General features: G+C 44.2%; 21 protein-coding genes. 16 read left to right on the top strand and 5 right to left on the bottom strand.

What is annotated here, in order from left to right; translation table 11 throughout:
* Positions 1–50 precede the first annotated feature (50 nt).
* The 4 genes from L1028_RS10405 to L1028_RS10390 all read left to right on the top strand — a co-directional run bounded on the left by L1028_RS10405 (position 51) and on the right by L1028_RS10390 (position 4,727).
* Positions 51–1,340 (top strand): MFS transporter, encoded by a 1,290-nt coding sequence (locus tag L1028_RS10405; RefSeq protein WP_234533543.1) that lies wholly within the window; start codon positions 51–53, stop codon positions 1,338–1,340.
* A gap of 287 nt (positions 1,341–1,627) precedes the next feature.
* The gene (locus L1028_RS10400; RefSeq protein ID WP_234533541.1) at positions 1,628–2,224 is read left to right on the top strand and encodes a hypothetical protein; all 597 of its coding nucleotides are present in this window, start codon (positions 1,628–1,630) and stop codon (positions 2,222–2,224) included.
* A 267-nt stretch (positions 2,225–2,491) separates the two neighbouring features.
* Positions 2,492–3,907, top strand: coding sequence for an NADP-dependent phosphogluconate dehydrogenase (gene gndA / locus L1028_RS10395; protein ID WP_234533539.1), 1,416 nt, complete (start codon positions 2,492–2,494; stop codon positions 3,905–3,907).
* 271 nt (positions 3,908–4,178) lie between these two features.
* Entirely contained in the window at positions 4,179–4,727 is a 549-nt protein-coding gene (locus L1028_RS10390; protein ID WP_234533537.1) for a shikimate kinase, read from the top strand.
* A gap of 4 nt (positions 4,728–4,731) precedes the next feature.
* On the opposite strand, the gene L1028_RS10385 is transcribed toward L1028_RS10390, so the two are convergent.
* On the bottom strand, positions 4,732–5,037 hold the full coding sequence (locus L1028_RS10385; RefSeq protein ID WP_234533535.1) for a rhodanese-like domain-containing protein: 306 nt from the start codon (positions 5,035–5,037) through the stop codon (positions 4,732–4,734).
* A 109-nt stretch (positions 5,038–5,146) separates the two neighbouring features.
* Between L1028_RS10385 and aroA the strand changes: the two genes are divergently transcribed.
* From aroA to L1028_RS10350, 7 genes are all read left to right on the top strand, one after another.
* Positions 5,147–6,439, top strand: coding sequence for a 3-phosphoshikimate 1-carboxyvinyltransferase (gene aroA, locus L1028_RS10380; protein ID WP_234533533.1), 1,293 nt, complete (start codon positions 5,147–5,149; stop codon positions 6,437–6,439).
* Positions 6,440–6,514: 75 nt separating this feature from the next.
* A complete protein-coding gene (locus tag L1028_RS10375; protein ID WP_234533531.1) occupies positions 6,515–6,949 on the top strand; it encodes a CoA-binding protein in 435 nt (144 codons plus the stop codon).
* A 349-nt stretch (positions 6,950–7,298) separates the two neighbouring features.
* Complete coding sequence (locus L1028_RS10370; RefSeq protein WP_234533529.1) at positions 7,299–7,967, top strand: PDDEXK family nuclease; 669 nt, start codon at positions 7,299–7,301, stop codon at positions 7,965–7,967.
* Positions 7,968–8,478: 511 nt separating this feature from the next.
* Positions 8,479–10,365: a glucose PTS transporter subunit IIA gene (locus L1028_RS10365; RefSeq protein WP_234533528.1), complete on the top strand. Its 1,887-nt coding sequence runs from the start codon at positions 8,479–8,481 to the stop codon at positions 10,363–10,365.
* Positions 10,362–12,131, top strand: a complete 1,770-nt coding sequence (gene ptsP / locus L1028_RS10360; protein ID WP_234533526.1) for a phosphoenolpyruvate--protein phosphotransferase — start codon at positions 10,362–10,364, stop codon at positions 12,129–12,131. Before L1028_RS10365 ends, ptsP begins: the two co-directional genes overlap by 4 nt.
* 180 nt (positions 12,132–12,311) lie before the next feature.
* The gene (locus L1028_RS10355; RefSeq protein ID WP_234533524.1) at positions 12,312–12,842 is read left to right on the top strand and encodes a sigma-70 family RNA polymerase sigma factor; all 531 of its coding nucleotides are present in this window, start codon (positions 12,312–12,314) and stop codon (positions 12,840–12,842) included.
* Positions 12,835–14,235: a hypothetical protein gene (locus tag L1028_RS10350; RefSeq protein WP_234533522.1), complete on the top strand. Its 1,401-nt coding sequence runs from the start codon at positions 12,835–12,837 to the stop codon at positions 14,233–14,235. Before L1028_RS10355 ends, L1028_RS10350 begins: the two co-directional genes overlap by 8 nt.
* 98 nt (positions 14,236–14,333) lie before the next feature.
* Here the strand turns inward: L1028_RS10350 and L1028_RS10345 are convergent, their stop codons facing one another.
* Entirely contained in the window at positions 14,334–14,858 is a 525-nt protein-coding gene (locus L1028_RS10345; RefSeq protein WP_234533521.1) for a type 1 glutamine amidotransferase domain-containing protein, read from the bottom strand.
* Between the two features lie 209 nt (positions 14,859–15,067).
* Here L1028_RS10345 and L1028_RS10340 point away from each other — a divergent pair, with 209 nt between their 5' ends.
* The 3 genes from L1028_RS10340 (at position 15,068) to L1028_RS10330 (ending at position 17,580) form a co-directional block, all read left to right on the top strand.
* The gene (locus L1028_RS10340; RefSeq protein WP_234533519.1) at positions 15,068–15,520 is read left to right on the top strand and encodes a hypothetical protein; all 453 of its coding nucleotides are present in this window, start codon (positions 15,068–15,070) and stop codon (positions 15,518–15,520) included.
* Positions 15,521–15,784: 264 nt separating this feature from the next.
* On the top strand, positions 15,785–16,795 hold the full coding sequence (gene ccpA / locus L1028_RS10335) for a catabolite control protein A (protein WP_042187330.1): 1,011 nt from the start codon (positions 15,785–15,787) through the stop codon (positions 16,793–16,795).
* An 89-nt stretch (positions 16,796–16,884) separates the two neighbouring features.
* Positions 16,885–17,580, top strand: coding sequence for a 5'-methylthioadenosine/adenosylhomocysteine nucleosidase (locus L1028_RS10330; protein WP_234533517.1), 696 nt, complete (start codon positions 16,885–16,887; stop codon positions 17,578–17,580).
* A 7-nt stretch (positions 17,581–17,587) separates the two neighbouring features.
* Here the strand turns inward: L1028_RS10330 and L1028_RS10325 are convergent, their stop codons facing one another.
* Entirely contained in the window at positions 17,588–18,220 is a 633-nt protein-coding gene (locus L1028_RS10325; RefSeq protein ID WP_234533515.1) for a GNAT family N-acetyltransferase, read from the bottom strand.
* 160 nt (positions 18,221–18,380) lie between these two features.
* On the opposite strand from L1028_RS10325, the gene acsA reads away from it, so the two are divergent.
* Positions 18,381–20,105 (top strand): acetate--CoA ligase, encoded by a 1,725-nt coding sequence (gene acsA / locus L1028_RS10320; RefSeq protein WP_234533512.1) that lies wholly within the window; start codon positions 18,381–18,383, stop codon positions 20,103–20,105.
* An 82-nt stretch (positions 20,106–20,187) separates the two neighbouring features.
* On the opposite strand, the gene L1028_RS10315 is transcribed toward acsA, so the two are convergent.
* Positions 20,188–23,100, bottom strand: a complete 2,913-nt coding sequence (locus L1028_RS10315) for a transglycosylase domain-containing protein (protein WP_234533510.1) — start codon at positions 23,098–23,100, stop codon at positions 20,188–20,190.
* Between the two features lie 145 nt (positions 23,101–23,245).
* Positions 23,246–23,845 carry a 30S ribosomal protein S4 gene (gene rpsD, locus L1028_RS10310; RefSeq protein WP_042126823.1) on the bottom strand — a complete coding sequence of 200 codons (600 nt, stop codon included), beginning with the start codon at positions 23,843–23,845 and terminating at the stop codon, positions 23,246–23,248.
* A gap of 399 nt (positions 23,846–24,244) precedes the next feature.
* Between rpsD and L1028_RS10305 the strand changes: the two genes are divergently transcribed.
* Positions 24,245–26,239, top strand: a complete 1,995-nt coding sequence (locus L1028_RS10305) for a sensor domain-containing diguanylate cyclase (protein ID WP_234533507.1) — start codon at positions 24,245–24,247, stop codon at positions 26,237–26,239.
* Positions 26,240–26,382: the final 143 nt, after the last annotated feature.

Here is a 26,382-nt window from a genome sequence, read left to right as displayed (position 1 = left end):
ATCAGTATAACAAAACAATCTACAGAATACTAGGATTTGGAGGTGATATAATGTCCACGAAAGCTGCGCAACGTACACATATCAGTTTGACGTCGCCATTTATCATGGAGATGTGGGTTATTATTTTTTTAGTTGAGTTTGTAAAAGGGTCGCTACTTGTCGCTTTGTTACCCGTATATATGGAGAATATTTTGGGTCTATCTGTTACGGTAGTAGGCTTTGCCTTTGCACTCCAGTATTTGGGGGATAATCTATTCCGCAGTCCTTCTGGCTGGGTTATGGAGCGCATTGGATTTCGCTGGACCATGACAAGTGCCTTGTTGTTGATCCTGGTAGCTGTTGGAATGATAATATATGCCAAAACAGCAATTACGCTCTCGATTGCCTGTCTTATTCTTGGAATCGGGACATCCCCGCTTTGGCCTTGTGTGATGACCGGAATAACGGAATTGGCGGGATCTACTAAAAGCGGCAGCAGTGGTGCAGCTATGGGTGCTGTAGAGATGGCATCGCTCGCGGGAACGGGAATCGGTCCGATTGTAGTGAATTTTTTGATGGATCAGGGGGGACAAAGCTATCGTGTAGCCTTTTTGGTCCTGCTTGGTTGTGCTGCTGTAGTAGTTGTAGTTGCCCTATTTCTACCTAAGAGAATTTCCTCGAGTGGCACACATGCAGTTGTTAGGGACATGCAGGGGCTTGGTGGAGTCGTTGAACGTAAAAAAATTAGTCCGTTAGAAAGTATAAAAAGAACACTGCATCAGGTCAGAACAACGCTTAAAGTTAGTCGCATACTATATCCCGCATTATTTCTTCAGGCTTTTGCCATTGGCTTGATGACGCCTGTGGTTACCTTGTTTGCACGTACGGAGCTTCATGTGAGTCCAAATCAGTTTAGTCTGCTTCTGATTGCAGGTGGGGGAATTACGGTGCTTGCTCTAATTCCAGCAGGTAAGCTGGTGGACCGAATAGGAACAACTGTGTTTCTGAACATTGGCTTTTTGCTCGCCGCCTTTTCCCTTGCCCTGTTCTCACAGGTACGCTGGCTCCCGCTTGCTTTTATCGCGGTGGCATTGGTCGGTATAAGCTACGCGCTTATTCTCCCGGCATGGAATGCCTTTCTGGCTAAGCAAGTGCCTAAGGGGGAACGAGGGACTGTGTGGGGGATTTTCTTGACCTTGCAAGGCTCAGGGATGGTGGCAGGACCAGTGATATCAGGGAGACTATGGGACCATGTAGGTCACGGTGTTCCGTTTCTGATGAGTGCAATTGTAATGTTGATACTCTTTGGGCTGCATTTACTAATTGTGCACAGAACGAAGTTGAAATTTAAAACTAGTTGACCTTAGATGTGAAAACCGCTGACAACCTGAGAACTAGTTGTCAGCGGCTTTTTTTAGGAATTAAAGGACTAAAAGAAATAAAAAAATTCAATCAGCGTTTGGAGAAAGTCTGTTGCGGGTAAAAATAGTCAATAAACCAAGTTACCGCTACATAAACTGGAGTATAAAATAAGACTAAGACGAACGCAAAAGTAACTACTACTTGAAGAGGTCCGGCTGCCATAAATACTCTAGAATTGAACAAGTCTGTTGGCTTTGCAGATGTGAAGCAGTTAGGGGGGAGTGCCGTGAACAAAAACGACGAGGTGGAGTATTGTAACCTGGAGCTGCGTTTCGACAGACAGCATATCCAGGACCTGATCAAGGATTTGATTCAAAAAGGTTATTCCCTATATTGGAGCGAGAACGAACAGGTCTTTGTAATTTCGGTCCGTACGGGTCGTAAACTGGTGAAATTACGTTTTCAAAGGATCAGAGATGGCTATAAACTCGTGGGTGACTATATGATTCGTGATGCGCGCTTGTCAGAATGGATGGAGAAATTAATTGGGGACATGCGAGGCCATGCCATTGTAAAGCGCTTCCGGGATCGCCAGATTATTATTGAAAATATTTTGTTCGGCGAAGTGATTCGTCTTGTCGAAATCTCGGGTTATCAGCAGCGAGTCTTATACCAGAAGGGTCCTATGCTCACGGATGAGGAGCTGACCAAGCTCTATTATTCTGTTGAAGGAGAGGAACGAATTCGCCAGCGTAGGATTGAAGTGGATGAGCAGCTGGATCGATTAAATGATGCACTTAAGGCTGAGGATATGATTCGCACCGAGAAATGCCGAGCTCAGCTTACCTTTTTGACGAAGGAATTGTATATGTTAGAATGGTAAACAAGGTGCCGAAATAAGTTGCTTAGGGGCACCCCGAATTTTCGGGGTGTCTTATATTTGTTTGAGAACTTGCAGACAGGGGTTCACTTCTGGCGCTAAAAACGTTAAAATAGTCATTGTGATCATTTTCATATTGGCAAAGGTTTTGTCGATGAATTTGATCTTTATTCGCAGGGCAGGCTTTGCTGTCTCTGATAAAGGGTGGTATTCTTATACTGCGAGAAATGGATTTCCCAAAAATATAGGGTGCAAAGGGTGGAGGACCAGATGGCAAAACAACAAATCGGCGTTATTGGCTTGGCGGTAATGGGCAAGAATTTGGCTCTAAATATCGAAAGCAAAGGTTTTTCCGTATCCGTGTTTAACCGCTCACCGGAGAAGACACATGATCTTCTTGCTGAGGCGGAAGGTAAAAACCTAGAAGGCACATTTTCCGTTGAGGAATTTGTAGCTTCGCTGGAAACACCGCGCAAAATTCTGATCATGGTTCAAGCTGGTAAAGCTACTGATGCTACCATCGAGCAACTGCTTCCGCATCTTGATCAAGGCGACATTATTATCGACGGAGGAAATGCTTATTTCCCTGATACGGTTCGTCGCAGCAAAGAGCTGGAAGACAAAGGTTTCCGTTTTATCGGTACTGGCGTTTCCGGCGGAGAAGAAGGAGCACTAAAAGGTCCTTCCATTATGCCTGGCGGTCAAGAAAGCGCATATAAGCTAGTAGAACCAATCCTAACGGCAATCTCAGCTAAAGTAGACGGTGAGCCTTGCTGTACATATATCGGACCAGACGGTGCGGGACACTATGTTAAAATGGTGCACAACGGTATCGAATATGGTGATATGCAATTAATCTGTGAAGCTTACCAGTTGTTGAAAGACGTTCTAGGTCTGGATGCAAAAGAACTTCACAACATTTTCAAAGAGTGGAATAGCGGTGAGCTCGACAGCTACCTGATCGAGATTACTACAGATATTTTTGCCCAGTATGATGAAGAAACTGGTAAACCAATGGTTGACGTGATCCTTGATTCCGCTGGCCAAAAGGGAACTGGTAAATGGACAAGCCAAAGCTCACTGGATCTTGGTGTACCTTTGTCTATGATTACCGAATCCGTATTCTCACGCTTCCTATCTGCAATGAAGGATGAGCGCGTAGAAGCAAGCCAAGTGCTTAACGGACCAGAAGCTACACCATTTGATGGTGACAAAGCTGAATTCATCGAGAACGTGCGTAAAGCATTGTTTGCGAGCAAGATCGTATCCTATGCTCAAGGTTTCGCTCAACTGCGCGTAGCTTCCGACGAATACGGTTGGGATCTGAAATATGGCGAGTTGGCTAAAATTTGGCGCGGTGGCTGCATTATCCGTTCCCGTTTCCTACAAAACATCACGGATGCTTACGAGAACAATGCAGATCTTAAGAACCTGTTGCTTGATCCTTTCTTCAAGGATGTTATGGATAATTACCAATCCGCATGGCGTAAAGTTATCGCTTCAGCTGTAACGATGGGTGTTCCAGTACCTGGATTCTCCAGCGCATTGGCTTACTATGATAGCTATCGTACAGAAAGACTGCCTGCGAACCTGCTTCAGGCACAACGCGATTACTTCGGCGCACACACGTTCAAACGTGTAGACAAAGAAGGCGTCTTCCACCACAACTGGATGTCAGCTGAATAATTTAATTTGTTACAGTTACAAGCAAAAACGCCTTCGGCGTCCCTAAAGGACGGTAAGAAGCGTTTATGCGAGAAATATAAGGTTAATGTATAACGTGAAACTTGTACTTTCTTATATTTTAAAAAAGTGGCCCGAATTGCTTCACCAGAAATGGGGAGGCTTTCGGGCCTTTTTTGTTGAAGTTTTGATGTGTATTTACTATGTGAAGCAGATTGTCTAATGTTTTGACCCTGTGTTATGATATGACAAATATCGCGGTTGGAGGATAGACATGGCTGGGGATACAGAAGAATTTAAAAAGTTGAACGAAGAGCAAAGAAATAAGAACATTATTTTAGTAGGGATGATGGCAACGGGGAAGTCAACAGTAGGTGCTATTTTGGCCGAGGAACTAGGCTACGAGCTGGTTGATCTGGATCATGTCATTGTTGAAACTGAAGGTCGAAGCATTGCAGAAATTTTCGCGGAAGATGGAGAGCAATATTTTCGAAGCGTGGAAACAGCAGTACTAAAGCGTATGCTAGAGTCTGAGAATAAATTAATATCTACTGGTGGTGGCGCGGTATTGGCGCCGGGGAATAAAGCGTTAATGCTGAGTAAAGGGCATGTGGTTGCGCTAACGGCAACGGAAGAAGAGATTATTGCCCGTGTTAGTGGAGATCAGAATCGTCCGCTGCTCGCCGGCAATGCAGAAGAACGGGTTAGACGTATCATGGAAGACCGCCATGAAGCTTACCTGTTCGCGCATTACACGGTCGATACAACGGGACTGACAGCGGCAGAAGTGTCGCAACATATTTTAATGCATTACCGCGGCTGAGCTTTTAAGAGAGTGTCTCATTCCATTCAATCATACCGCCGTTTAAATTTGTAGCATGAATGCCAAACTGCTGTAGATATTCGCAGACACGCTGGCTACGAGCACCGGAACGGCAGATAAAGATTACTTTGGCACCGCTTGGAATTTCCTCTGTGCGATGTGGAATTTCTCCCATGGGGATATGTTGAGCACCGGGAATCATCCCGAAGGCAACCTCTTCGTCTTCACGAACGTCGATGAGTACAAGGTCTTCCCCTGTCTTTAGACACTGCCGCAATTCTTGCGGTGTGATTTGTGGAACATTATGCATGGTAGTGACCTCTTTTCATCAGAAGAATGGTTTAATGATAACACAGGCATGGAATACCCTGTCAAACGAGCGCTACATACAACTATATCTACTAAGGAGAGTTTATATTATGGACGTTATTGTTAGGCCAACGCCATCCCTGCAAGGAGAATTTGGAGCCCTCTCTTCCAAAAACTATACCACTCGTTATTTGCTGGTTGCCGCATTGTCAGAAGGCGTAAGTACGATTTATCATCCGGCACATAGTGAAGATAGCGATGCCATCCGTCGTTGTATTGCAGATTTGGGAGCTGTACTCACAGAAGATGATGAGAAGATTGTGATTCAAGGCTTTGGACGCAAACCTAAGGATGTTAAGGAACTTAATGTGGGGAATGCTGGCGCAGTATTACGTTTTCTAATGGCTGTATCTGCTTTAAGCCCTGAGGTTACCTTTGTAAATACGTATCCTGACTCATTGGGCAAACGTCCACATGACGACCTGATCGTATCTCTAGAACAGCTTGGTGTGAAGGTAGAGCATAATGAAGGTAAGTTGCCGATCACAATCCGCGGAGGCAAACCTGTTGGGGGTAGAATTACAGTTTCAGGTGCTGTCAGCTCCCAGTTCCTAAGCGCTCTACTATTCCTGACACCATTGCTAGAAGAAGATAGTGAAATTATTGTCCTTGATGATTTGAAATCAAAGGTTGTCGTAGGTCAGACGCTAGAAGTATTGGAGCAGGCTGGAATTGTGGTTCATGCGGCGGATGATTATATGTCCTTTAAAGTGCCAGGTCGTCAAGCCTATGCGGCAAAAACGTATACCGTTCAAGGTGACTATCCTGGCTCTGCGGCTATTCTAGCAGCAGCTGCTGTTACCAAGTCAGATATTAAGGTACATCGGCTTGTGGAACAGAGTAAGCAGGGAGAAAGAGCCATTGTTGATGTGTTGCGTATGATGGAAGTACCGCTTACTCATAAAGAGGGAACAGTTCACGTACAAGGGAACGGCGTTCTAAAAGCTGTTGAATTCGACGGAGATGCTGCCACCGATGCAGTGCTGGCTATGGTAGCTGCTGCAGTATTTGCTGAAGGCACTTCAAGATTCTATAACGTTGAGAACCTTCGGTATAAGGAATGTGATCGTATAACTGATTACTTGGCAGAATTGACCCGTGCAGGAGCCAATGTTGAGGAACGCCGCGATGAAATTATCGTTCACGGCATGCCTGAAGGCGTCGAAGGTGGTGTGACCATTAACGCGCATTATGACCACCGTGTAATTATGGCGCTGTCAGTAGTAGGTTTACGAGCGCGTAAACCACTCTTGATCAAAGATGCTCACCATGTCGCTAAGTCGTATCCGCAATATTTTGATCACCTGCGTGCGCTTGGTGCGAATGTGGAGTGGGTACAATAAAAGTAAGGGAGCTAGCGAATTTAGCTTCAGTTAATTAAGGATCATAAAGTGTAACTATGGAAAGGGGCACTATCTATGAGCTTTGAGAATCCAAGCCGGGAACAGATCGGAGATATCCTTGCTTCTGCAGGTAATATTGCAGTTGTTGGCCTGTCTGACAAAACAGACCGTACCTCCTATATGGTCGCGGGAGCTATGCAAAGTCGGGGATATCGGATCATTCCTGTAAACCCATTGGTTGATGGTGAAATACTGGGAGAGAAGTGCTATCATACGTTAGCTGAAATTCCAGAGCCGGTGGACATTGTCAATGTGTTCCGCCGAAGTGAATACTGCGCTAAGGTCGCACAGGAGGCCGCTGAAATCGGCGCACGTGTGCTCTGGCTCCAGCAGGGCATAATCAGCAAGGAGGCCGCTGAAATCGCCGCTGAGCACGGTATGACGGCGATTATGGACCGTTGTATCAAGGTCGAAGAAGCAATCACGATGCATGGGCGTAATCGGACGTAGTGTTCGGTGGTTAAACATTTTTCTGACTACCGATAAAGTGATGATCAGAGAGTGTGTCAAGGGATTTCGAACGAACGAACCGACGAACATACGAGCCGACAGACAAAAGAACGAACTAAACAAACCAGCGAACTAAATTTTTTGACGTTGAAGTAGTTGCAACTTTACTGTTAAAGAACAGCCAAGATCAAAAGCATCGTTTGATTACGATTGGCTGTTCAGGTTATACAATTTTTAATGCAAATCACTAACTGAGCTTGTTATACTAAAGTTAGACGAAGAACGTCCTTTATCCGCATGATTTGCGGTGAGGGGCGTTTTTTTTATTTTTACAGGGGAGGATACTATTATGGAATTTGAAGAAGCACATGGTATGTTCATTGACAAGCACTTGTCGGAAAGATCAGGAGAACGAAGGGGGAGGCTTGTTAGAGGGCATAATTATGCTGAGAAACTGTTCTTGCAGAATGTATGGTGGCCATTGTTTGAAAGCCTCGATGATTTGCATCCAGAATACGAAGTGTACGACTGGAACCGTAAATCTCAGTTTCTGGACTTCGCTTTTCTTCCGCAGAGCGGCGGCAGTCTCGGGATTGAGTGTGACGGGTTTCAAAGCCATGTGAAGGACATGGACCGCGAGAGATTCAACTATGCAGTTAATCGGGACACTTTTCTGACCGGAATGGGGTGGAAAATGATTCATTTTTCTGTTGATGATCTTCAGCACCGCCCCGAGGTGTGCCGGATGCTTTTGCAATTGGTGCTGGCACCTCATTTGGCGCGCAAATCTGCAGGCGTGGATATTTTGTCTGAGGAGAAGGAGGTTCTGCGGTTGGCTTGGCGACTGGGTAGGGCGATCCGTCCAAAGGATGTGACCACGCATTTCAGAATTAACTTTCGGACGGCACGCAGATTGTTACACTCGTTAAGTGAGAAAGGGCTGTTAAAGCCTGTAATTACGGGGAAACGGGTTCGACAATACGAAGTGAAAGCTATGCGGCCAGATCAAATATGGTAGGAGTGGGAAAATAATTGCACTTTATACATCTATATTGGTAATATCTCTATTCTATTGTGGTTTAGTTGTACTTTGTACACTTATTACACATCAAAGGTAGGAAAAGGGGGAAATGATTAAAAATAATTGCACAAAGTACATTTATATGGATCTCAGTGTTTCTAAGATATAAATACAAAGTACATTTAACCACTTTATTAATCAGTGGCAGCGAAAGAAAGAGACTCAGTCAGCAGACTAATCTTAATTCAATAAATATAACTCATTCACTTGGAGCATTATGAGATGCACATCCATACGGAGTAACTTTTTATTGGTTTTACCAACTTTAGCATTGTTTACATCAGTTCTTTCTAATCTTATGCCCGGAAAAATGTTTTTTAAATGCGATTTTATTGTGGAGTGAGAGAGTGTTTGTTTTAAATATACCCTGATCTTTTCCTTCAGTTTATTTTGACAAAAACCCCCGCAGCGCTTACCATTCAATATAGAAAGAAAGGAGAGGGTAGCCTTGAATTGGCTCGGATCATTGCAGCAATTGGGCAGAGCCATAATGCTTCCTACCATGGTACTGCCGGCGGCAGCCATTTTGCTTAGTTTGGGCAGCTTACCTTGGTCTGCATGGGGACTTTCTTCGGTGTCTGAAGTGGCTACTTACGCGGGGCAGGCGATATTTTATTATATGCCTTATTTGTTCGCTGTAGGTGTAGCATGGGGGTTATCCAATCAAGCCGGAACGGCGGGTCTTGCAGCGCTGGCTGGGATGTTCACTTACGACCGGATTGTCACCCAAATGGGAGACGGGCTTGTACAACCTGCAACACTAATCGGAATTTTGCTGGGGATCGTTGCCGGTATCGCGCAAAACCGGTTTAAAAATATTAAGCTTCCAGAGGCGATCCAGTTTTTTGGAGGGTCGCGTTTTGTTTTGCTGTTCATGGGCTTGTTTTCCGCTGGGTTCGCGTGGGTAATGCTAGGAGTATCTCCGCTGCTGCAGATTGGGCTGAATAATCTTTTTCAGGGAATATTGCAGACAGGCGGTTTTGGCGTTTTTATTTATGGAGTACTATATAGAGTACTAACAGCTTTCGGACTTCACCATATTCTAAACAATGTGTTTTGGTTTCAGTTTGGAAACTTTACAACTCCTGATGGTAGCACTGTCGTTCAGGGGGATTTGCCACGTTTTTTTGCAGGCGATCCTACAGCGGGCATTTTTATGGCAGGTTTGTTTCCGATTATGATGTTCGCACTGCCAGCGATTGCTTTTGCAATTATTCAGGAAGCGCGCGAGGATTTGAAGCCTAAGATTAAAAAGACTTTCATGCGGGCGGCGTTGGTTTGTTTTCTAACCGGAGTTTCGGAGCAGATCGAATTTGCGTTTTTGTTTGCTTCTCCGTATTTATTCGCGGTACATACTGTAATGTCCGGTCTCGCTATGGTGCTGACCTATATGCTTGGGATTCATCACGGGTTCTCTTATTCGGCAGGAGCCATTGACTTCTTTTTGAATATGCATCTGTCGCAGAGGGCTTGGCTTTTGATTCCGATCGGTATTGGTTATGGGATTGTATATTATAATTTGTTCCGCTGGGCGATTCGTCGTTTTCAGATCCCGACACCAGGGCGTGAAGAAGGTTCGGAACTTGGTGATTGGGCAGGTAACATTCCTTATCAGGCACCACTGATCTTGGAGGCGCTTGGTGGCAAGGAGAATATCGTACAAGTACAATCCTGTATCACTCGTTTGAGGCTTACCGTCCATAATGATCGATTTATTGACACAGGGGCGCTTAAAGGTCTTGGTTCTGCTGGGATTATCAAACTCGGTGGCGGGAATGTTCAGGTAGTATTTGGTACGTATTCAGAGCTGATCCGAGAGGAGATTAATAAACTAATGCTTCGTGATTTGCCGCAGGTGCTGTTCAGTTCTCCGATGCAGGGTAGAATGATGCCCATTGAGGAAGTACCGGATCACATCTTTGCAGCGAAGCTAGTGGGTGATGGAGTTGCATTTTTGCCGGAAAAAGGGGAGCTTACTTCACCTGTATTCGGAAAGGTTATGCACGTCTATCCTACAATGCATGCCGTTGGTATTGCTACGCCGGAGGGGCTGGAGGTACTTATGCATATTGGGATCGACACTTCGCAGCTTAAAGGGCCGTTTGAGGCGGTTGTAAAAGAAGGCGACAGTGTGGAGCCAGGTCAATTGCTGGTTAAATTCGACCTCGCTTATTTGCGTGAGCATGCGGCTTCACTGGCTACACCAATGGTGATTACGAATCCTGATCGAGTAAAGTCATGGAGCTATGCTCCATTTAAAAATGTTAAGAAGGGGCAATCTTCAGTAATGTCCGTAGTCTTACATGAAAGTAACGTTGGAGGGATAGAAGGATGATACAAGGCATAGGCGCAGCAGCAGGTGTAGCTATCGGGAAGGCCTTTGTCTTACCGAACTGGGAGTGGAGCTTACCAGACACACAAGTGAACCCAGTGGATCTAGCTAAGGAGTTTGAGCGTTTATACGAAGGTATCCGTACCTCTAAGGACGAGATTGAATTCATCAAAAAAGAATTCAGAGAAGTAGTCGGTCCGGAGGAATCCAGCATTTTTGATGCTCATCTGGCGATATTGGATGATCCGGTGTTCATGAGCGAAATCCGGGGGATTATTGAACGCCAGTATAAGGCGGCGGAAGTGGCTGTTAAGGAAGCAATTGATCATTTTGTAGCGATGTTTGATCTGCTAGATGATGAATACATGAAGGAGCGGGCGGTTGATATCAAGGATGTCGGCAACCGTCTGTTAAAGCATCTTTTAGGTGCTCCTGAGGTCACATTGCCATCGGATACGCAGCCGTATATTCTCGTTGCGAAGGAGTTGTCTCCTTCCCAGTTAGCTCACTTGAACCCAACTTATGTTCTAGGTATTGTTACTATGATGGGCGGTAAAACCTCACATTCCTCTATTATGGCCCGTGCACTGGGCATTCCGCTCGTAGCAGGTTTGGAGAATAATTTGTCTAACCCTATTCAGACCGGAGATATGCTCGTGATAGACGGAGACACCGGATCTGTGCAAATTCATCCTGATGAAGTAACGATCAATGAATATGTTACACTTCGGAATAAGCAGCATAAAAAGAAAGAACAACTGGAATTGCTCGCTACCGTCGATGCCGTCACTAAAGATGGCGTTAATCTGCGATTGGCCGGTAATATCAGTTCAGTTAAAGAACTAAATTTAGCGCTCAAGTATGGAGCCGAGGGTGTAGGTCTATTCCGTACAGAGTTTCTTTATATGGATCGCAGTTCTTTTCCAACGGAGGATGAACAATTTGAAGTGTATAAACAGGTTGTCGAGAAGGTAGGCAGCAATATGGTTGTGATCCGTTCGCTGGATATAGGCGGGGACAAGCATCTGGATTACTTCCAGCTACCAGAAGAACAGAATCCGTTTCTTGGCTATCGTGCCATTCGAATCAGCTTGAATCGACAAGATATGTTCAAAACTCAGCTAACCGCCATTTTGCGGGCGAGTGCATACGGGAATGTAAAGCTAATGTTCCCTATGATATCTTCTGTAGAAGAAGTACAGGCAGCAAAAGCTCTATTGGAAGAAGTGAAGGCTGAACTGGAGCTACGGGGCATACCGTTTAATCGGAATATCCCAGTCGGTATTATGATTGAAGTTCCAGCTGCGGTTATGATTGCGGATTTACTGGCGGAGGAAGTTGATTTTTTCAGTATCGGTACGAACGATTTGGTGCAATATGTACTAGCCGTAGACCGTATGAATGAACAAATTGCGCATATGTATCATCCATATCATCCAGCGGTTCTTCGAATGATCCGTATGACGGTAGAAGCAGCCCGTAATGCAAAAATAGATATAAGTGTATGTGGTGAAATGGCGGCAGATGAGCGTTCTTTGCCACTTTGGCTGGAGCTAGGGATCAGTGATCTTAGCATGTCGCCGCAGGCACTGCTGAAGGTTAAACACCGTACCCTGAATACACTGGCTATAGATGCTACAAGGGTTGCCAAAGCTTGCTTCCATCATCGTACAAGCTCAGAGACAGAAGAAATCCTAAGTGCTTATGCTCAGAAAAGCGGTATTACGCTTGGAACGAACGTGGAAACAAAGGAGAAAGCTTCTTCATAGCTATCAAGCGCTACATCATCAAGTCCACATCAAGGTTCGGCATTCTTGCCGAGCCTTTTTCTTTTGTACTAGTTTGTTATAAAAAAACAAAACCGTTTGCGCTTCGGCGCAGTCTATACATAGAGCGAGTTGCACAGGAATGATTTATGCGTGATGGCAAGGGGGGAGGACGGAACAAGCATGGAACACATTATTAAGGACGAAATGGAAATTGTCGCTACGGATGAAGACATATTTTACGAGCTGGTAGCTGGGCAGAAAAGAAAGCTTTACAGCATTGCTTACAGCTATTTGCGAAACGAAGCAGATTCGTTGGAAGTTCTACAGGAGGCAACCTGCCGCGCATGGATTAAACGTAAAAGCTTGAAAGACCCGGAGCGTTTTGTTCCCTGGTTAACACGAATTCTGATCAATTGCTGTAACGATGAGTTGAAGCGCAGAAAGAGGAATACAGTCACAGAAGCTGAACGAAGTGATGTAGGGATCATGGAGATGAAAAGCGACCGCAGATTGGACATGGAACAAGCGCTGGACGGGGTAAAGCCGAAGTATCGCCAGGTACTTGTACTCAAATATTACAAGGATATGACCCTTGCAGAAATTGCGGAGGTGCTCGATAAACCGGAGGGCACCGTGAAGACATGGCTCAATAAAGGTCTGAAACAACTGCGTGACAGAATGAAACGGAAGGGGGATCTATTTCATGGCTGAGCCTGAAGAAAAGCTGCTAAACGAATTTTTTCAAAAAATCAATGTCGAGGCTGAGGAAATCCCGGATGTTAAGCTGGACGCAGCGATTCGCAAAGGGATGCAGCTAGGTAACCGCAAAAGGTTGTCTTTTAGAAAAAGATACGCAGTTGTTGCGTTGGCGGTCCTAGCTATCGCCTTATTGATTATTGTCCCTTGGGCAAATCAGATGGCGAATCCTGTACGCGCACAGTTACCTCCAAAAAGCTGGGGGCAGCTTGAGGTGTTTAGACCTATTATTGCTAATGATCTGTCGATTAAATCAGCACTTGATGCAGGTATGTTGAAAGAGGTGAATATCTCTTCTCCAGAGGTAGATGGAATACAATGGACGGTTAACGGAATTATGGCCGATCGAAGAGGGATTGTTGTGCTCTATACCATTCAGAATAATACGGATCAGAAGATGCAGCTTTTTGGCTTGTCTTTGAGAAAGACTTCAGAGGATAAATACCACCTTAGTGGATACAGCGGGTTTAGCACTACTAATGCACAAGAGGTTGGGTCTCCTGGAACGACTCGTATGTATAGGCAAATCGTCTGGGATAAATATCAGGATGAGATACCAGAGGAGTTGAATATCACATTATCGCTTTTTCCAGATGCTCTTGGTCAAGTTTTTAATAACAAGGATATAAAAGAAATGAGTGTCAACATTCCACTGGAAGTCGATTATAATTATTTTCAAGGTGATGTCATTGATCTGAAAGAAAGTCTGTCTGTCGCCGGACAGAAAATCAATTTGGATAATGTCTATATTGGACCTACGGGGATTTATATGCGGGAAACCTTTGGCAAAGAGAATACCATGAAGATTTTTAGTTTGCTTTCGCCTAAGCTGGTTATCGGAAAAGGGGATCATCAAGTGGAACAAATATGGGCAAGTGGTGCGAATATCTACCACAATGACAATATGAGACCTGACGATCCAATCAAGCTTGAAGTTGAAGGCATCTTCGCTCTAGATCAATCCAAGGTCGAGCTTGTGATTAACACGGAAACACAGCAGATTCTAAAGGCACCGGATAACAATCTAACGATTTCAAAGCGGATGGAGGACGAAGAGCAGGGAATTCTGGTATTGGACTACTTTATTCCTAAAGAAGATAAGGAGTCGCTTGATTATGGAGGTTTTGCATTGAGTGATTATTTTGAAGATAGCACTGGAAGTGGGCATATGCTCAGAACTGTCAAAGATAGTTACTCGCGATATAAAGCGTTTAACGAAAATAGTAAGGGAACTACAGTAACCTATCTCTTCAATGTAGGCATGGAAAAGCTACCCCAACCGTTGACCTTCTGGTTTAATTCTTATCCAAACAAAATCAAGGAGAAAGCGTCCATTCGGATTAAGTAAGGAGCTCTGATGTCGAGCGAATCAAATCACAAGCCCTGTTCCTCAAATAGTGAGAAACAGGGCTTGTTTATTTTTTATCAATATATGTGTATAGTACTTTATTCCCCAGCTAACGCATCGCAAAATGCTTTTCCATAAGGTGGAAGATCTGGCGGGCGACGAGCAGAAATAATATGTCCGTCCGTAACCACGGCTTCATCTTTCCAGATAGCTCCGGCATTCTCCATATCATCCCGGATGCCAGGTGTGGAGGTGACGGTTACACCTTCCAGAATTTTAGCGGAAATTAATACCCAACCTGCGTGACAGATCTGCCCAATAGGTTTCTTAGCTGCATTAAAATCCTGTACGAGCTTTAGAACAGCGCTATATCTGCGGATTTTATCAGGAGCCCAGCCGCCAGGAACCAAAATCCCATCATAATCTGCGGCATTAAGATCGTCCCAGGAGTACTCTGCCTTTGCAGGTACACCGTATTTGCCGATGTATGTTTTATCTTTTTCCAAACCTGCCAAGTGAACCTCAGCGCCTTCTTCTCTTACTCGGTACACGGGATACCAGAGCTCCAAATCTTCAAATTCATCGTCTACGAGTGCTATGACCTTTTTGTTGGCTAGTCTCATTTTGTTAAGCTCCTTTCATATCACATGATCCTTCATATTCTATCAAATTTAAAATACGAAGTCATCTGGAGGGTTGTAAATTATAGACGAATTGCCAATTTAATCATTATATGCAATTAATAAGGAGGGTTTTAATCGAGGGAGGTCGAATATAGAAATTGAAAAGTCATACTTTGTGCTTAATTCATTTCTTGCAAGAGGTGTAGAAGATGTATACAGATAACTTAATGGAGAAGTTGTGCAGCTGTGGTGGCCTCATGAACTTACATATGCATTCATTGATTTTTAATACGAGGGTGAAGATTACACATGTCCCTGTTTATACTTGTCCGGAATGTACTAGTTATGAGCCCTTGTCGTTTATTAAAGCAGATCTAGGAAAGTTAGTGAAAGAATTGAACGCGGATGTGCCAAGACAAGATTTTTCGTTTACAGAAAGAAATGAATTAGCTAGTGTCCTAAAAGAATCTTTGTCAGAGGTTATTGTCGGAGGATTTCAAGAATTAGAGTTGGCTATCCGAGAGACAATTCAGGCTAGAGTGGATATGTTACTTGATCTATACAGACTAGCTGAGGGGTTCAAAGACTTGAATTGGATGGAAGAAACTAGTCGAAGACTGTCTCAATTAACGTTCCAAACGACTAAAAACGCAAATTATTAAAACATTCTGTGAAAATAATGAAAAACTTTCACGGAATGTTGGATTTTTCACTCACTTTTTGTTACGATAGATAGAAGTTACATTATTGTGCTCGTGAATAGGGAAACCTACACTAGTCAAAAATTGTAATTTAGGGGTGCGTCTTCATCCTTGAAAGAAATTTTGAAAGGAAAATGAAGCGTTATCATTGCACAATTGTACAAAGTGTCGTATCATATTTTTAATTAGTCGAACGATAAAATTTATCGCAATGGAGAGAGTAATTTGACGGTAACCATTTACGATGTAGCTCGAGAAGCAGGCGTATCTATGGCTACGGTATCACGGGTTGTGAACAATAACCCTAACGTGAAACCGCAGACCCGGAAGAAAGTTTTTGAAGCGATTGAGCGTTTGGGATATCGTCCCAATGCCGTGGCGAGAGGACTTGCCAGCAAGAAAACGACAACCGTTGGGGTTGTCATCCCAGATATTTCAAACTCGATTTTTGCAGAAATTGCACGCGGGATTGAAGATATCGCGAACATGTATCATTACAATATCATATTGTGTAATGCGGATAAGCGTAAAGAAAAGGAAATCCGTGTCATCAATACCCTTTTGGAGAAACAGGTCGATGGTCTGCTCTTCATGGGTGGTACGGTAACCGAAGAACATATTCAAGCTTTCCAGACCTCTGCAGTTCCGATTGTCCTATGTGCTACACGGGATGAGAAGGGAACTTATCCTTCCGTTGACATCGATCATGAAACCGCTGCTTTTGATGCAGTGAATACTCTGATTCGTCACGGTCACCGTGAAATCGCAATGATCAGTGGTACACTCCAGGATCCTGCGAATGGATATGCACGTTTCCATGGTTACAAGAAGGCACTTGAACAGGCTGGAATCGAGTATCAAGAAGACTTGGTGCGCATCGGTAACTACCGCTATGAATCTGGTGTCGAAGCCATGAAGTATTTCCTTGGACTCAAGAAGAAGCCAACCGCTATTTTTGCCGCAACCGACGAGATGGCTATTGGTGCAATTCACAGTATTCAGGATGAAGGCCTGAAGGTACCGGATGACTTCTCCATTATTAGTGTGGATAACATCCGTATGGCTTCGATGGTTCGTCCATTGTTGACAACTGTAGCCCAGCCTATGTATGACCTTGGTGCGGTAGCGATGAGACTTTTGACGAAACTCATGAAGAAAGAGACGGTTGAGAATCCGCGGGTTATTCTGCCTCATGAAACGATTCTCCGCCTGTCTGTTAATCATCTGAATAAGTAATTTAAGAACTAAACAGTATTTTCGTAAAAAGCTCCTTTTGGAGCTTTTTATGTTTTTTACAGAGTAAATCATCGGAGGAGGCGTTATCTTTGCCTGAAATGATCGGATTAATTGGTGCGATGGATGAAGAGATTAAGCTACTACTAGAACGGATGGAGAATAAGGAGACGAAGGTCAAGGCAGGAATTCATTATTACATAGGAAATATACTGGGAAAGCCTGTAGTGCTCTGTAAATCTGGGGTAGGTAAAGTGAATGCAGCAGTTACGACACAAATTCTAATAGATTCCTTTGGTGTGTCACGTGTGTTGTTTACTGGGGTTGCTGGAGCTGTGCACCCTGAATTGAATATTGGAGATATTGTTATATCGTCTACTTGTGTTCAGCATGATATGGATGCTACAGCACTTGGCTTTTCAAAAGGTGAAATACCTTATCAGGATAATTCTGTCTTTCAGGCAGACCCTTCATTGGTACTCCTTGCTGAAAGGGCGTGTAACGAGATAGGCCAAAAGTACTTGGTTGGCAAAGTACTTTCAGGTGATCAATTCATTTCTAATGCGGAGATTGTAGCCAAATTAAGAGAGGAATTGGACGGAGCGTGCGTGGAGATGGAAGGGGCGGCGGTTGCACAAGTATGTGTGATGAACGCCACTCCCTTTGTTATTATTCGTTCGATGTCTGATAAGTCTGACGGGTCAGCAAATGTGAGTTTTAAGGAGTTTACGGTGGAAGCCTCGGGGCGCTCACATTCTATATTAGAATATATGCTACAGCACCTTTAATACTCGTTTAGTACATGAAACGCTGTCTAAAGCGAACCCTGTCGAAAGTCTCCTGTGAGGACATAGGGACCTCTTGTCCAATACGAACCATAAGGCAGTTTGCTGGATGTGAACAAATTTCGGGATCATCCGTAGCATACCAAACCATATTTACAGTTTTCATTAGCCGCTCCATCATTTGACGATAAGCCCACACATCAAGCCCGCTTCCTTTTAAATCCCAGTGCCAATAATACTCTGTTGTAAAGACGATACAATTCTCCAATTGCTCTTGTTCAAAAGCAGTGGAAATCAGCAGCCGGCCTAGTCCGGCTCCCCTATAATCATTACTCACCTCAATAGCCCCAAGCTCAATTAGATCCATCATTCCACCCTGAGACCAAAGCTCCATTTCATCCGGATAATGAAAGGTTACATAGCCTACTATAGTGCCATCTTCTACAGCTGTAATTATACGTCCTTCTGGCAGGCTAGCAATCTCTATGAGAGCTTCTTGCTGTTCAATCGGCTTGCGGAAGGCATCAAGATCATGATGCATGTGGAGGGCTTTAAGGTCCTCTGGTGATCGGGGGCCACTTACTGTTATTGTTCTACCTTTATATGAAAGCATATGGGAAACAGGAATTTTACGATGTTCCATAGCCGTGCTCCTTTCGGATTATAAAATATGGAATGTAAACGTTTGCTATGTTATACTAATTCAGACATAAAAAATTCACATTCATTGCATTGACATCATTATCTAAGAGAAGAGTCTTACCCTTAAAGCTTAAATCAAACGAGTGAGGGAGGCAAGAGTGATGGGTCAAGTCCATAGCGAAATTTTGCCTGGCCGTGTGCAGAGCTCCAATATGTCTGATTACACCCAGGCAGTAGCCAATTTTAAGTGGGAGGATGTTGAACGTAACTTCTCATGGTATGACACTGGAAAGGTTAATATGGCACATGAAGCAGTGGATCGCCACGTTCAAGAAGGACGGGGAGCGGCAACGGCCCTGCTCTACAGTGATGCGGTGCGGGATGAATCCTATACATTTGCCGATCTGCAGGAACGGTCGAATCGGTTCGGAAATGTATTGCGTAAATACGGTATCGGTAAGGGAGATCGGGTATTTATTTTTATGCCTCGTCAACCGGAACTATATTTTAGTTTACTAGGCATTCTGAAGATTGGGGCAATTGCTGGCCCTCTGTTCGAAGCTTTCATGGAGACAGCAGTTAAGGACCGGCTGGAAGATAGCGGTGCCGTTGCTTTGGTTACTACGCCTGAACTCCTTCATCGTGTGAAGCGAGAGGAGCTTCCGAATTTGCGTCATATTTTTCTAGTAGGCGGTACCACTGATATCGAGCAAGGTAACTTAGGTTTTACAGAGGAGATGGCTAACGCATCTTCTGAGCTTGAATTGGAATGGCTTGATCTGGACGATGGCCTTATCATGCATTATACATCTGGTTCTACAGGAAAACCTAAAGGCGTTTATCATGTGCAAAGAGCAATGATTCAACATTATTATACAGGTAGAGTGGTGCTGGATCTACGTCCAGATGATATTTACTGGTGTACAGCTGATCCGGGCTGGGTGACTGGAACATCTTACGGAATATTTTCTCCCTGGTTAAATGGAGTGACTAATGTCGTGAGAGGGGGACGCTTTAGCCCTCAGGATTGGTATAAGACGATTGAACGAAATAAGGTTAGTATTTGGTACAGTGCACCTACAGCATTTCGTATGTTGATGGGGGCAGGAGAGAGTTCAATTCAGGGAATTGATTTGAGCAGCCTGCGCCATGTTCTGTCTGTTGGTGAGCCGTTGAATCCTGAAGTGGTGCGATGGGGAGATAAATTCTACAATCAGCGCATTCATGATACTTGGTGGATGACAGAGACGGGAGCGCAACTGATCTGCAATTATCCTGGAATGGATATCAAACCAGGCTCTATGGGCCGTCCGTTGCCAGGCATTGAAGCAGCGATTTTAGATGATCGGGGCAATGTTCTCCCACCATTCTCAATGGGGAATCTTGCAATACGGACGCCTTGGCCATCCATGATGAATTCGATCTGGAACAATAAGGCGAAGTATGAGGAGTATTTCCGTATTCCTGGTTGGTACATTTCTGGTGATTCTGCTTATATGGATGATGATGGATATTTCTGGTTTCAAGGACGGATTGATGACGTTATCAACTCTTCTGGTGAGCGTATTGGACCTTTTGAAGTGGAGAGTAAATTGGTAGAGCATCCAGCTGTGGCAGAAGCGGGTGTAATTGGTAAACCAGACCTGGTGCGTGGGGAAATTATCAAGGCTTTCATTTCGCTGAGAGAAGGCTATACTCCTACAGCTGCTCTCAAAGAGGAAATCGCGGCATTTGTTAAAGCCGGGCTGTCTGCACATGCTGCACCGAGAGAGATCGAATTTAAGGATAAACTTCCTAAGACACGATCAGGTAAAATCATGCGGCGTGTATTAAAGGCTTGGGAGCTCCATCTCCCAACTGGTGATTTATCAACGATAGAAGATTAGAATGGATCATAAAAAACACCGTTCCCTAATGAATTCAAGGGAACGGTGTTTTGCTGTGTGAAGTTATTCTGTTGACTACCGGTTAATGGTTTCCAGTCGTATTGCCGTCTGTGCCACTATTACTGTTTCCGTTACTGCTACCTTCGCCAGTTGGCGTTGAAGTAGGCGTAGGTAGAATGGTTCCTGGAATCTCGATATCCTCTCCTGGTGTACTCTCAGAGTCTGTAGGAGGCGTTGTCTCCGGTTGCTGATCCGGAGTTGGTGTTGCTTCCGGTGTTGGTGTAATGCCTCCAGCAACGCTACCAGAACCTGTCTCATTACCTGCGACATCAACAGCACTTACATAGAATGTTGCATTGGCACTCGCAGGCGTTCCTGGCGAGAATACCTTGCTCTCGTCAGCCATAATTACAGCTTGCTTCTGGAATGCCCCGCCGTTTAAAGAACGGTATAAGCGGTATCCGACTACATCTGGAGAGCCGCTTGGAGAGAAGCTGATCACAGCTTTTCCAGTACTGTATGAGACACTAACATTCCTAGGAGCAGAAGGGGCAGCACCATCGTCAACACGTGGATCGACTTCAGTAGGGAAATCTGTCTTAGCATCGGCTGGCATATAATACTCCAGCGATTTATGATCCTTCATCTTAGGGAAGGCTGCTAAGAGCTCCTTGACTAAATCCTGAATCGGCTTATCACGTTTAACGACGATTTTTTCCTTCAGGAAATCCTCTGGTGTTCCTTCCAGAGGAAGGTAATTCACGCCGTTATAAGTAATATACTTAGCTTTAGAAATACCGTCGTCACTGTCTTTAGGTACATATTTCGTATTGAAAAGATCCGTTGTAAATTTGTCAGTTAGAGCCGTTGGCAGCTTACCGCTGTATGCGGAAACTGTCTTTTTAACAATTCCCTCAGGTTGTGTGAATTTGTCTGTAACGAACAAGTCTGGCTGTTTATCGATAACAGCATTCATGACTTTAGCCCATAAGGTCTGTGCTTGTCGTTTTTGTGTATCTCCTGTAAGGGTATTAATTTGTTCCTTATAACCAACCCACATGCCAAGTGTGACATCAGGGGTGTAGCCCATGAACCAGACATCTCCATAGTTCTGAGTAGAACCAGTCTTACCGACAATCGGAACGTCTTTAAAGTGTTTATAATTTCTTCTTACTGTACTTGCAGTACCTTCTGTGATTACTGTACGCAGCATATCGGTCATTAGATAAGCAGTTTGCTTAGAGAATACTTGTTCAGGGTTAACCTTGTGCTGATAAACGATCTTGCCTTCCGAATCCACAATCTTCTCGATCATGTAAGCATCATTAAATGCCCCCTGATTGCCAATGGCGGAATAGGCATTGGTTAATTCTTCAACGGATGTACCGTATCGAAGACCACCTATAACTCCAGTCTGCGCTCTGTAATCATCTTCGGTGAGTGTAGTGATCCCTAGCTTTTTAGTAAAGGTCCAAGCATCCTCTATTCCGACCTTCTCGTTAAATAGTTTAAGCGCCGGTAGGTTGAGGGATTTATTAAGTGCATAGCGAGCCGTAACTAAACCCTGATAGCGATTGTTAGCATTTTTAGGGATATGGAAGCCTTTCCCACCATCCTTCAAAATGATTGGAGCATCATCTACGATTCCGGCAGGTTGAATCAGTCCTGCATCTAGGGCAGGTAAGTATGCTGAAATCGGCTTCATCGTTGAGCCGGGTTGCCGGACCATTTGGGTTGCGTAGTTCATTTGCTCGATATTAAAATCGCGACCCTCAATCATACCGAGAATGGCTCCGGTCTTGTTGTTGATCAATATGCCAGCCGTCTGTTCAACACCTTTTGTTTTGCTGTCCTTGGTGAAATTACTACTATCTTCGGAAATACTGTGCATTGCACTGTATACTTTCTTATCAATCGTAGTATAGACTCGGTAACCGCCGGTCATTAACTGTTGTCTTGCTTCCTCAAGAAGTACCGCATTATCACTAGAGCTAGTGGTATCATCTGTACTGTTTTTCTTTTCATTTAGTGACAAAAGAATCTCAGATGCTTTACGCTCCGTCTCCATCATTAGGTATGGATATGTAGCATAGGCTTTCTTAGTGTGAGGAGCGAGAGAACTTTTAATATCAAACTTGAGTGCTTCATCATATTGGGAGGTAGTGATCTTGTTCTCCTCTAGCATACGACGAAGTACAAGCTGTTGACGATCCATAGCTCTATTGAACGCCTTTGCGTTGAATTCTCCAACGCCATTGAATGCTGAATAAGCGGATGGGAGCTGTGGAAGACCGGCCAAATACGCCGCTTGGGCAATATTCAACTTGTCTAGATCATCCAGACCGAATATACCTTTGGATGCAGCTTTAATCCCAAACACGTTATAGCCATTCGAGCCATTACCGAACGGAACCTTGTTCAGATAAGCCGTTAAAATCTCTTGCTTGGTCAAGAAGCGCTCTAGTCTAAGTGAAAGTAGAATTTCTTTTGCTTTGCGATCTTCCGTTCGATCCAGATTGAGAAATACACGTCTTGCGAGCTGTTGAGTAAGTGTACTGCCTCCGGTCTGAACGGATTCATTTAATATCTTTTGTTTGACGGCACGTAAGGTGCCTTTGAAATCCACACCATTATGCTCATTGAAATTATTGTCCTCTATAGCGAGAACTGCATCAATAATAATCTGGGGGATGTCGTTGTATTGAATGAGCCTTCGATCTTCTTCTGTACGAAGCTGGCCGATCGGTGCGCCATCACGGAAGTATGCGAATCCGGTGATCGCATTTTGTCCGACTTGTTGTTGAATCATTTCCTCAGAGCGAACAGGTTCATCTTTCACCATGGAAGTGACATATCCTGCTGCTGCACCACCGACGAACAGAATGCCTATTATGCCAAGAATAAACATCCACTTAACTACAGAACCGAACCTGCTAAGCCCAGATCTGCGGGGTGAAGGCTTCTTTACGTTTTTTTTCTTGTTCTCTTGAACCATCGACGATAATTCCTCCTTTTAACGGAATTATTATAGCACAAATTGGCGATTTTGAATGCAGTCGGAGTGTTCATTACCTATTAGAATAACAAAAAGCCTCCGGATAAATCCGGAGGCTTTGGCCATACTCGCTATAAGCGAGATATTAACGGTTGTAGAACTCGACGATTTGTTTCTCATCGATATCCTGGGAAAGCTCGGAACGTTCTGGCAAACGAATGTATTTACCTTCGAAAGATCCTTCAGCATATTCCAGGTAAGCTGGAAGGTGGGAACGGTTAGCAAGAGCTTCTTTGATGGAAGCCATGCTTTGGCTTCTTTCGCGAAGACCGATAACGTCGCCCAAGCTTACACGGTAAGAAGCGATGTCAACTTTTTTGCCGTTAACAGTTACGTGTCCGTGGGATACCAACTGACGTGCACCAGCACGGGAGTTAGCAAATCCAAGACGGTAAACTAGGTTGTCCAAGCGGCTTTCAAGCAAGAACATGAAGTTTTCGCCCGCAAGACCTGGAAGCTTTTGTGCTTTAGTGAAGAGAGTTTTGAATTGTTTCTCTCCCAAACCATACATGTGACGCAGTTTTTGTTTTTCCAAAAGCTGCATTCCGTAGTTACTTACTTTTCTGCGTTGGTTAGCTCCGTGTTGTCCTGGTGGAAAAGGGCGTTTCAAGTCTTTTCCTGTACCGCTAAGGGAAATGCCCAGACGGCGGCTGAGTTTGAATTTAGGTCCGGTGTAACGTGCCATGTTATAGTAGACTCCTTTATAATTGAAATTTCAGGGTAGGGCCTATTTGCGCCGCATTTCGTATACGTGATTAGCATTAATGGCTTCCACACTGCCAGGGAAGTTCAGCCGCTGCCCTGGCAGTAACGAAATGCGTGAGGGTGACACAACGTTACGCCCAAGTAAGACTTGTTACAGTCTTGTTCAACAATAAATATTATATGAATACAGTATATAAAGTCAAGCGCTTATTAAAAGAGTTTTTGTCAATCTTTGTCGATAGTTCTTTGGTCCTAAAAAAAAGTCCCGGAAATGATGAAAATATAATGCAATGCACAAAGAAAGGGAGTAAAATATAGTTAATTAGTAGTTACTAGGGAAGATAGTTTTCTTAATCAAGATGTAAAGGGGATCTTCGTTATGTCAGAGCAGAAAGCATACGTCCATAAAGACAGCCGTATGCTGTTACAGGACAATATACACGCTAGTAGAGATTCCGAAGATCCCACCGCCTGGCTTAGGGAAACGGAAATAGTAACGCATGACTTCCCTTATCTAGCAAATCTGATTGCAGACAGTTTCAACGAATGGTTTGGTGGGCTCGATGTCCTTCCATTCTCCAGATCATGGGAATGGTGTGTACTGAATTTTGAAGGTAAATATTTAAACAATATTTTGGATCAACAAGAACTATGGATACAGCGGTGGGAACAGGCAGCGGCTTCTAGCTTGATTTCAGAAACAATCTCTGCCGTTCAGTTAACCGTAGAAGGTAAGGATCTGAGTTTTTTTACCATACCGCTATTCACTCGCGTCGACAATGAAATTTTTGCATTTTTGGGCTGTTCAATGCCTACCCAGCAATATGAAATGGGCGGACGAGATACTGCAGAAGCCATGTCGCTGCATTACCGTACCTGTTTTTATCATAAATTTGAACATATATTTGTAGCTGATCTTGCAAGTACCCATATTCATGCAGAACGTGAAAGCAATCGTCGTTCATTGTTATTTCAGATTGTCCAGCGGATGCATGACAATATTGATGTGGATGCTGTACTTTCGGAAGTCATTGATAGCATCTCTGCGATGTATCCTGGAGCCAGACTCGACCTGTATATGTCACAAGATCATCGCAGCACTCATCCGCAGGTCAAACCCTTACCTTTCCATATGTCCAGTGATGATGTCTGTGCCAGGGCGTTCAAGGATGGACGTGTTGCACTGCACACTAGTGATGAAGATCACCGAAATGTAGAAATAGGGCTTCCGTTAGGTGGTAAGCAGGGGGTTTATGGGGTATTCCATATGGTGATGGATAATCCAATCTTTCCTGACGTTGATTTACGGTTTCTCACAATGGTAGCCGATACGGCAGGGACTGCTTTTGAGAATGCCAAGCTTTATGAGCGCTCCAATCAGCTAATCCGTGAGCTTCGCATGAGTAATGAGCTTACCCAGCGTTTGAATCAAAGCTTGCGTTTAGGTGATATTTTTCAATTTGCGTTTGAAGAGCTACTTGAAATGTTTGGTGCAGATTACTGCTGTATCTTACATATGAATGAGGAAAAGGGTGGCCTAGAAGTTATAGCCTGCAACCATTCCTCATTGCAAAATGAAGTATTAGAAGTAGGGGCAGGTTTAGGTGGAAAGGTGTATTCCACAGGTGAGTCACTGATCATGTCTGACTACATAGATAATCCTAAGACAACTTCCCGACTAATGAATGCTACCGGTTCGCAGTCGCTGATTGCCACACCTCTTAGTGTGGGTGGAGAAGTGCGAGGTGCGATTATGTTGGCACATCGAGATTCTCATTATTTTTCCTATGACAACTACAGGCTATTGCAGGCGATGGCGGGACATATAGGTCTAGCAGTAGGTAACGCCAGGCTACATGCTGAAGTCAGACGTCTTGCGAATAGAGATAGCCTAACAGGTCTCTATGCTCGTCATTATTTGGACGAAGAGATAAAAGAAAGACAGTCTACGGACTTCTGCGGTTGTTTAATTGTTGTGGATATTGATCAGTTCAAGATCGTGAATGATACCTATGGTCATCAAAAAGGCGATAAGATTCTAAAAGAGGTTAGTGAAATTGTGAAATCTTCCATCCGTCAAGGTGATATTGCCGCGAGGTGGGGTGGGGAGGAGCTCTCCGTTTATTTACCGTTAATGGGAATGCAGCAGGCGGGTTATGTAGCTGAGCGTATACGCAAACGCGTTATGGAAGAAACTGAACCTAGTGTAACGGTATCCTGCGGAATAGCGGAATGGAGCTGGATGGACGATCGAGTAAGTGTTGAGTCATTATTTTATCGAGCGGATATGGCGCTGTATAAAGCTAAGAATAATGGTCGGAACCAAGTTGTTTTTGATACCAAAGAAAATGATAGCAATATTAAGAACCTGTGAGGTAAGCCTCATGGGTTCTTTTTTAGTACGCCCAGCATGGGCGTTATCTTTAGGGTGAAAGTCCCGAACGGGGGCTGGCGAGCGCCTACCGTTAGCCAAGGGCAAGGGTGTCCACCGTGAGGTGGAATCTGAAGGAAGCCGGA

It is taken from the genome of Paenibacillus pseudetheri (assembly GCF_924513355.1).
Classification (GTDB): Bacteria; Bacillota; Bacilli; order Paenibacillales; family Paenibacillaceae; genus Paenibacillus_AQ; species Paenibacillus_AQ pseudetheri.
Note: the sequence above shows the minus strand (reverse complement) of the source record. Positions and strands in the feature narration are given on the sequence as shown.

Bases quoted from the DNA above. Each gene is read 5' to 3' on its own strand.
- L1028_RS10405 (WP_234533543.1), top strand. From the start codon at position 51: ATGTCCACGAAAGCTGCGCAACGTACACATATCAGTTTGACGTCGCCA.
- gndA (WP_234533539.1), top strand. From the start codon at position 2,492: ATGGCAAAACAACAAATCGGCGTTATTGGCTTGGCGGTAATGGGCAAG.
- L1028_RS10390 (WP_234533537.1), top strand. From the start codon at position 4,179: ATGGCTGGGGATACAGAAGAATTTAAAAAGTTGAACGAAGAGCAAAGA.
- L1028_RS10385 (WP_234533535.1), bottom strand. From the start codon at position 5,037: ATGCATAATGTTCCACAAATCACACCGCAAGAATTGCGGCAGTGTCTA.
- aroA (WP_234533533.1), top strand. From the start codon at position 5,147: ATGGACGTTATTGTTAGGCCAACGCCATCCCTGCAAGGAGAATTTGGA.
- L1028_RS10375 (WP_234533531.1), top strand. From the start codon at position 6,515: ATGAGCTTTGAGAATCCAAGCCGGGAACAGATCGGAGATATCCTTGCT.
- L1028_RS10370 (WP_234533529.1), top strand. From the start codon at position 7,299: ATGGAATTTGAAGAAGCACATGGTATGTTCATTGACAAGCACTTGTCG.
- ptsP (WP_234533526.1), top strand. From the start codon at position 10,362: ATGATACAAGGCATAGGCGCAGCAGCAGGTGTAGCTATCGGGAAGGCC.
- L1028_RS10355 (WP_234533524.1), top strand. From the start codon at position 12,312: ATGGAACACATTATTAAGGACGAAATGGAAATTGTCGCTACGGATGAA.
- L1028_RS10350 (WP_234533522.1), top strand. From the start codon at position 12,835: ATGGCTGAGCCTGAAGAAAAGCTGCTAAACGAATTTTTTCAAAAAATC.
- L1028_RS10345 (WP_234533521.1), bottom strand. From the start codon at position 14,858: ATGAGACTAGCCAACAAAAAGGTCATAGCACTCGTAGACGATGAATTT.
- L1028_RS10340 (WP_234533519.1), top strand. From the start codon at position 15,068: ATGTATACAGATAACTTAATGGAGAAGTTGTGCAGCTGTGGTGGCCTC.
- L1028_RS10325 (WP_234533515.1), bottom strand. From the start codon at position 18,220: ATGGAACATCGTAAAATTCCTGTTTCCCATATGCTTTCATATAAAGGT.
- acsA (WP_234533512.1), top strand. From the start codon at position 18,381: ATGGGTCAAGTCCATAGCGAAATTTTGCCTGGCCGTGTGCAGAGCTCC.
- L1028_RS10315 (WP_234533510.1), bottom strand. From the start codon at position 23,100: ATGGTTCAAGAGAACAAGAAAAAAAACGTAAAGAAGCCTTCACCCCGC.
- rpsD (WP_042126823.1), bottom strand. From the start codon at position 23,845: ATGGCACGTTACACCGGACCTAAATTCAAACTCAGCCGCCGTCTGGGC.
- L1028_RS10305 (WP_234533507.1), top strand. From the start codon at position 24,245: ATGTCAGAGCAGAAAGCATACGTCCATAAAGACAGCCGTATGCTGTTA.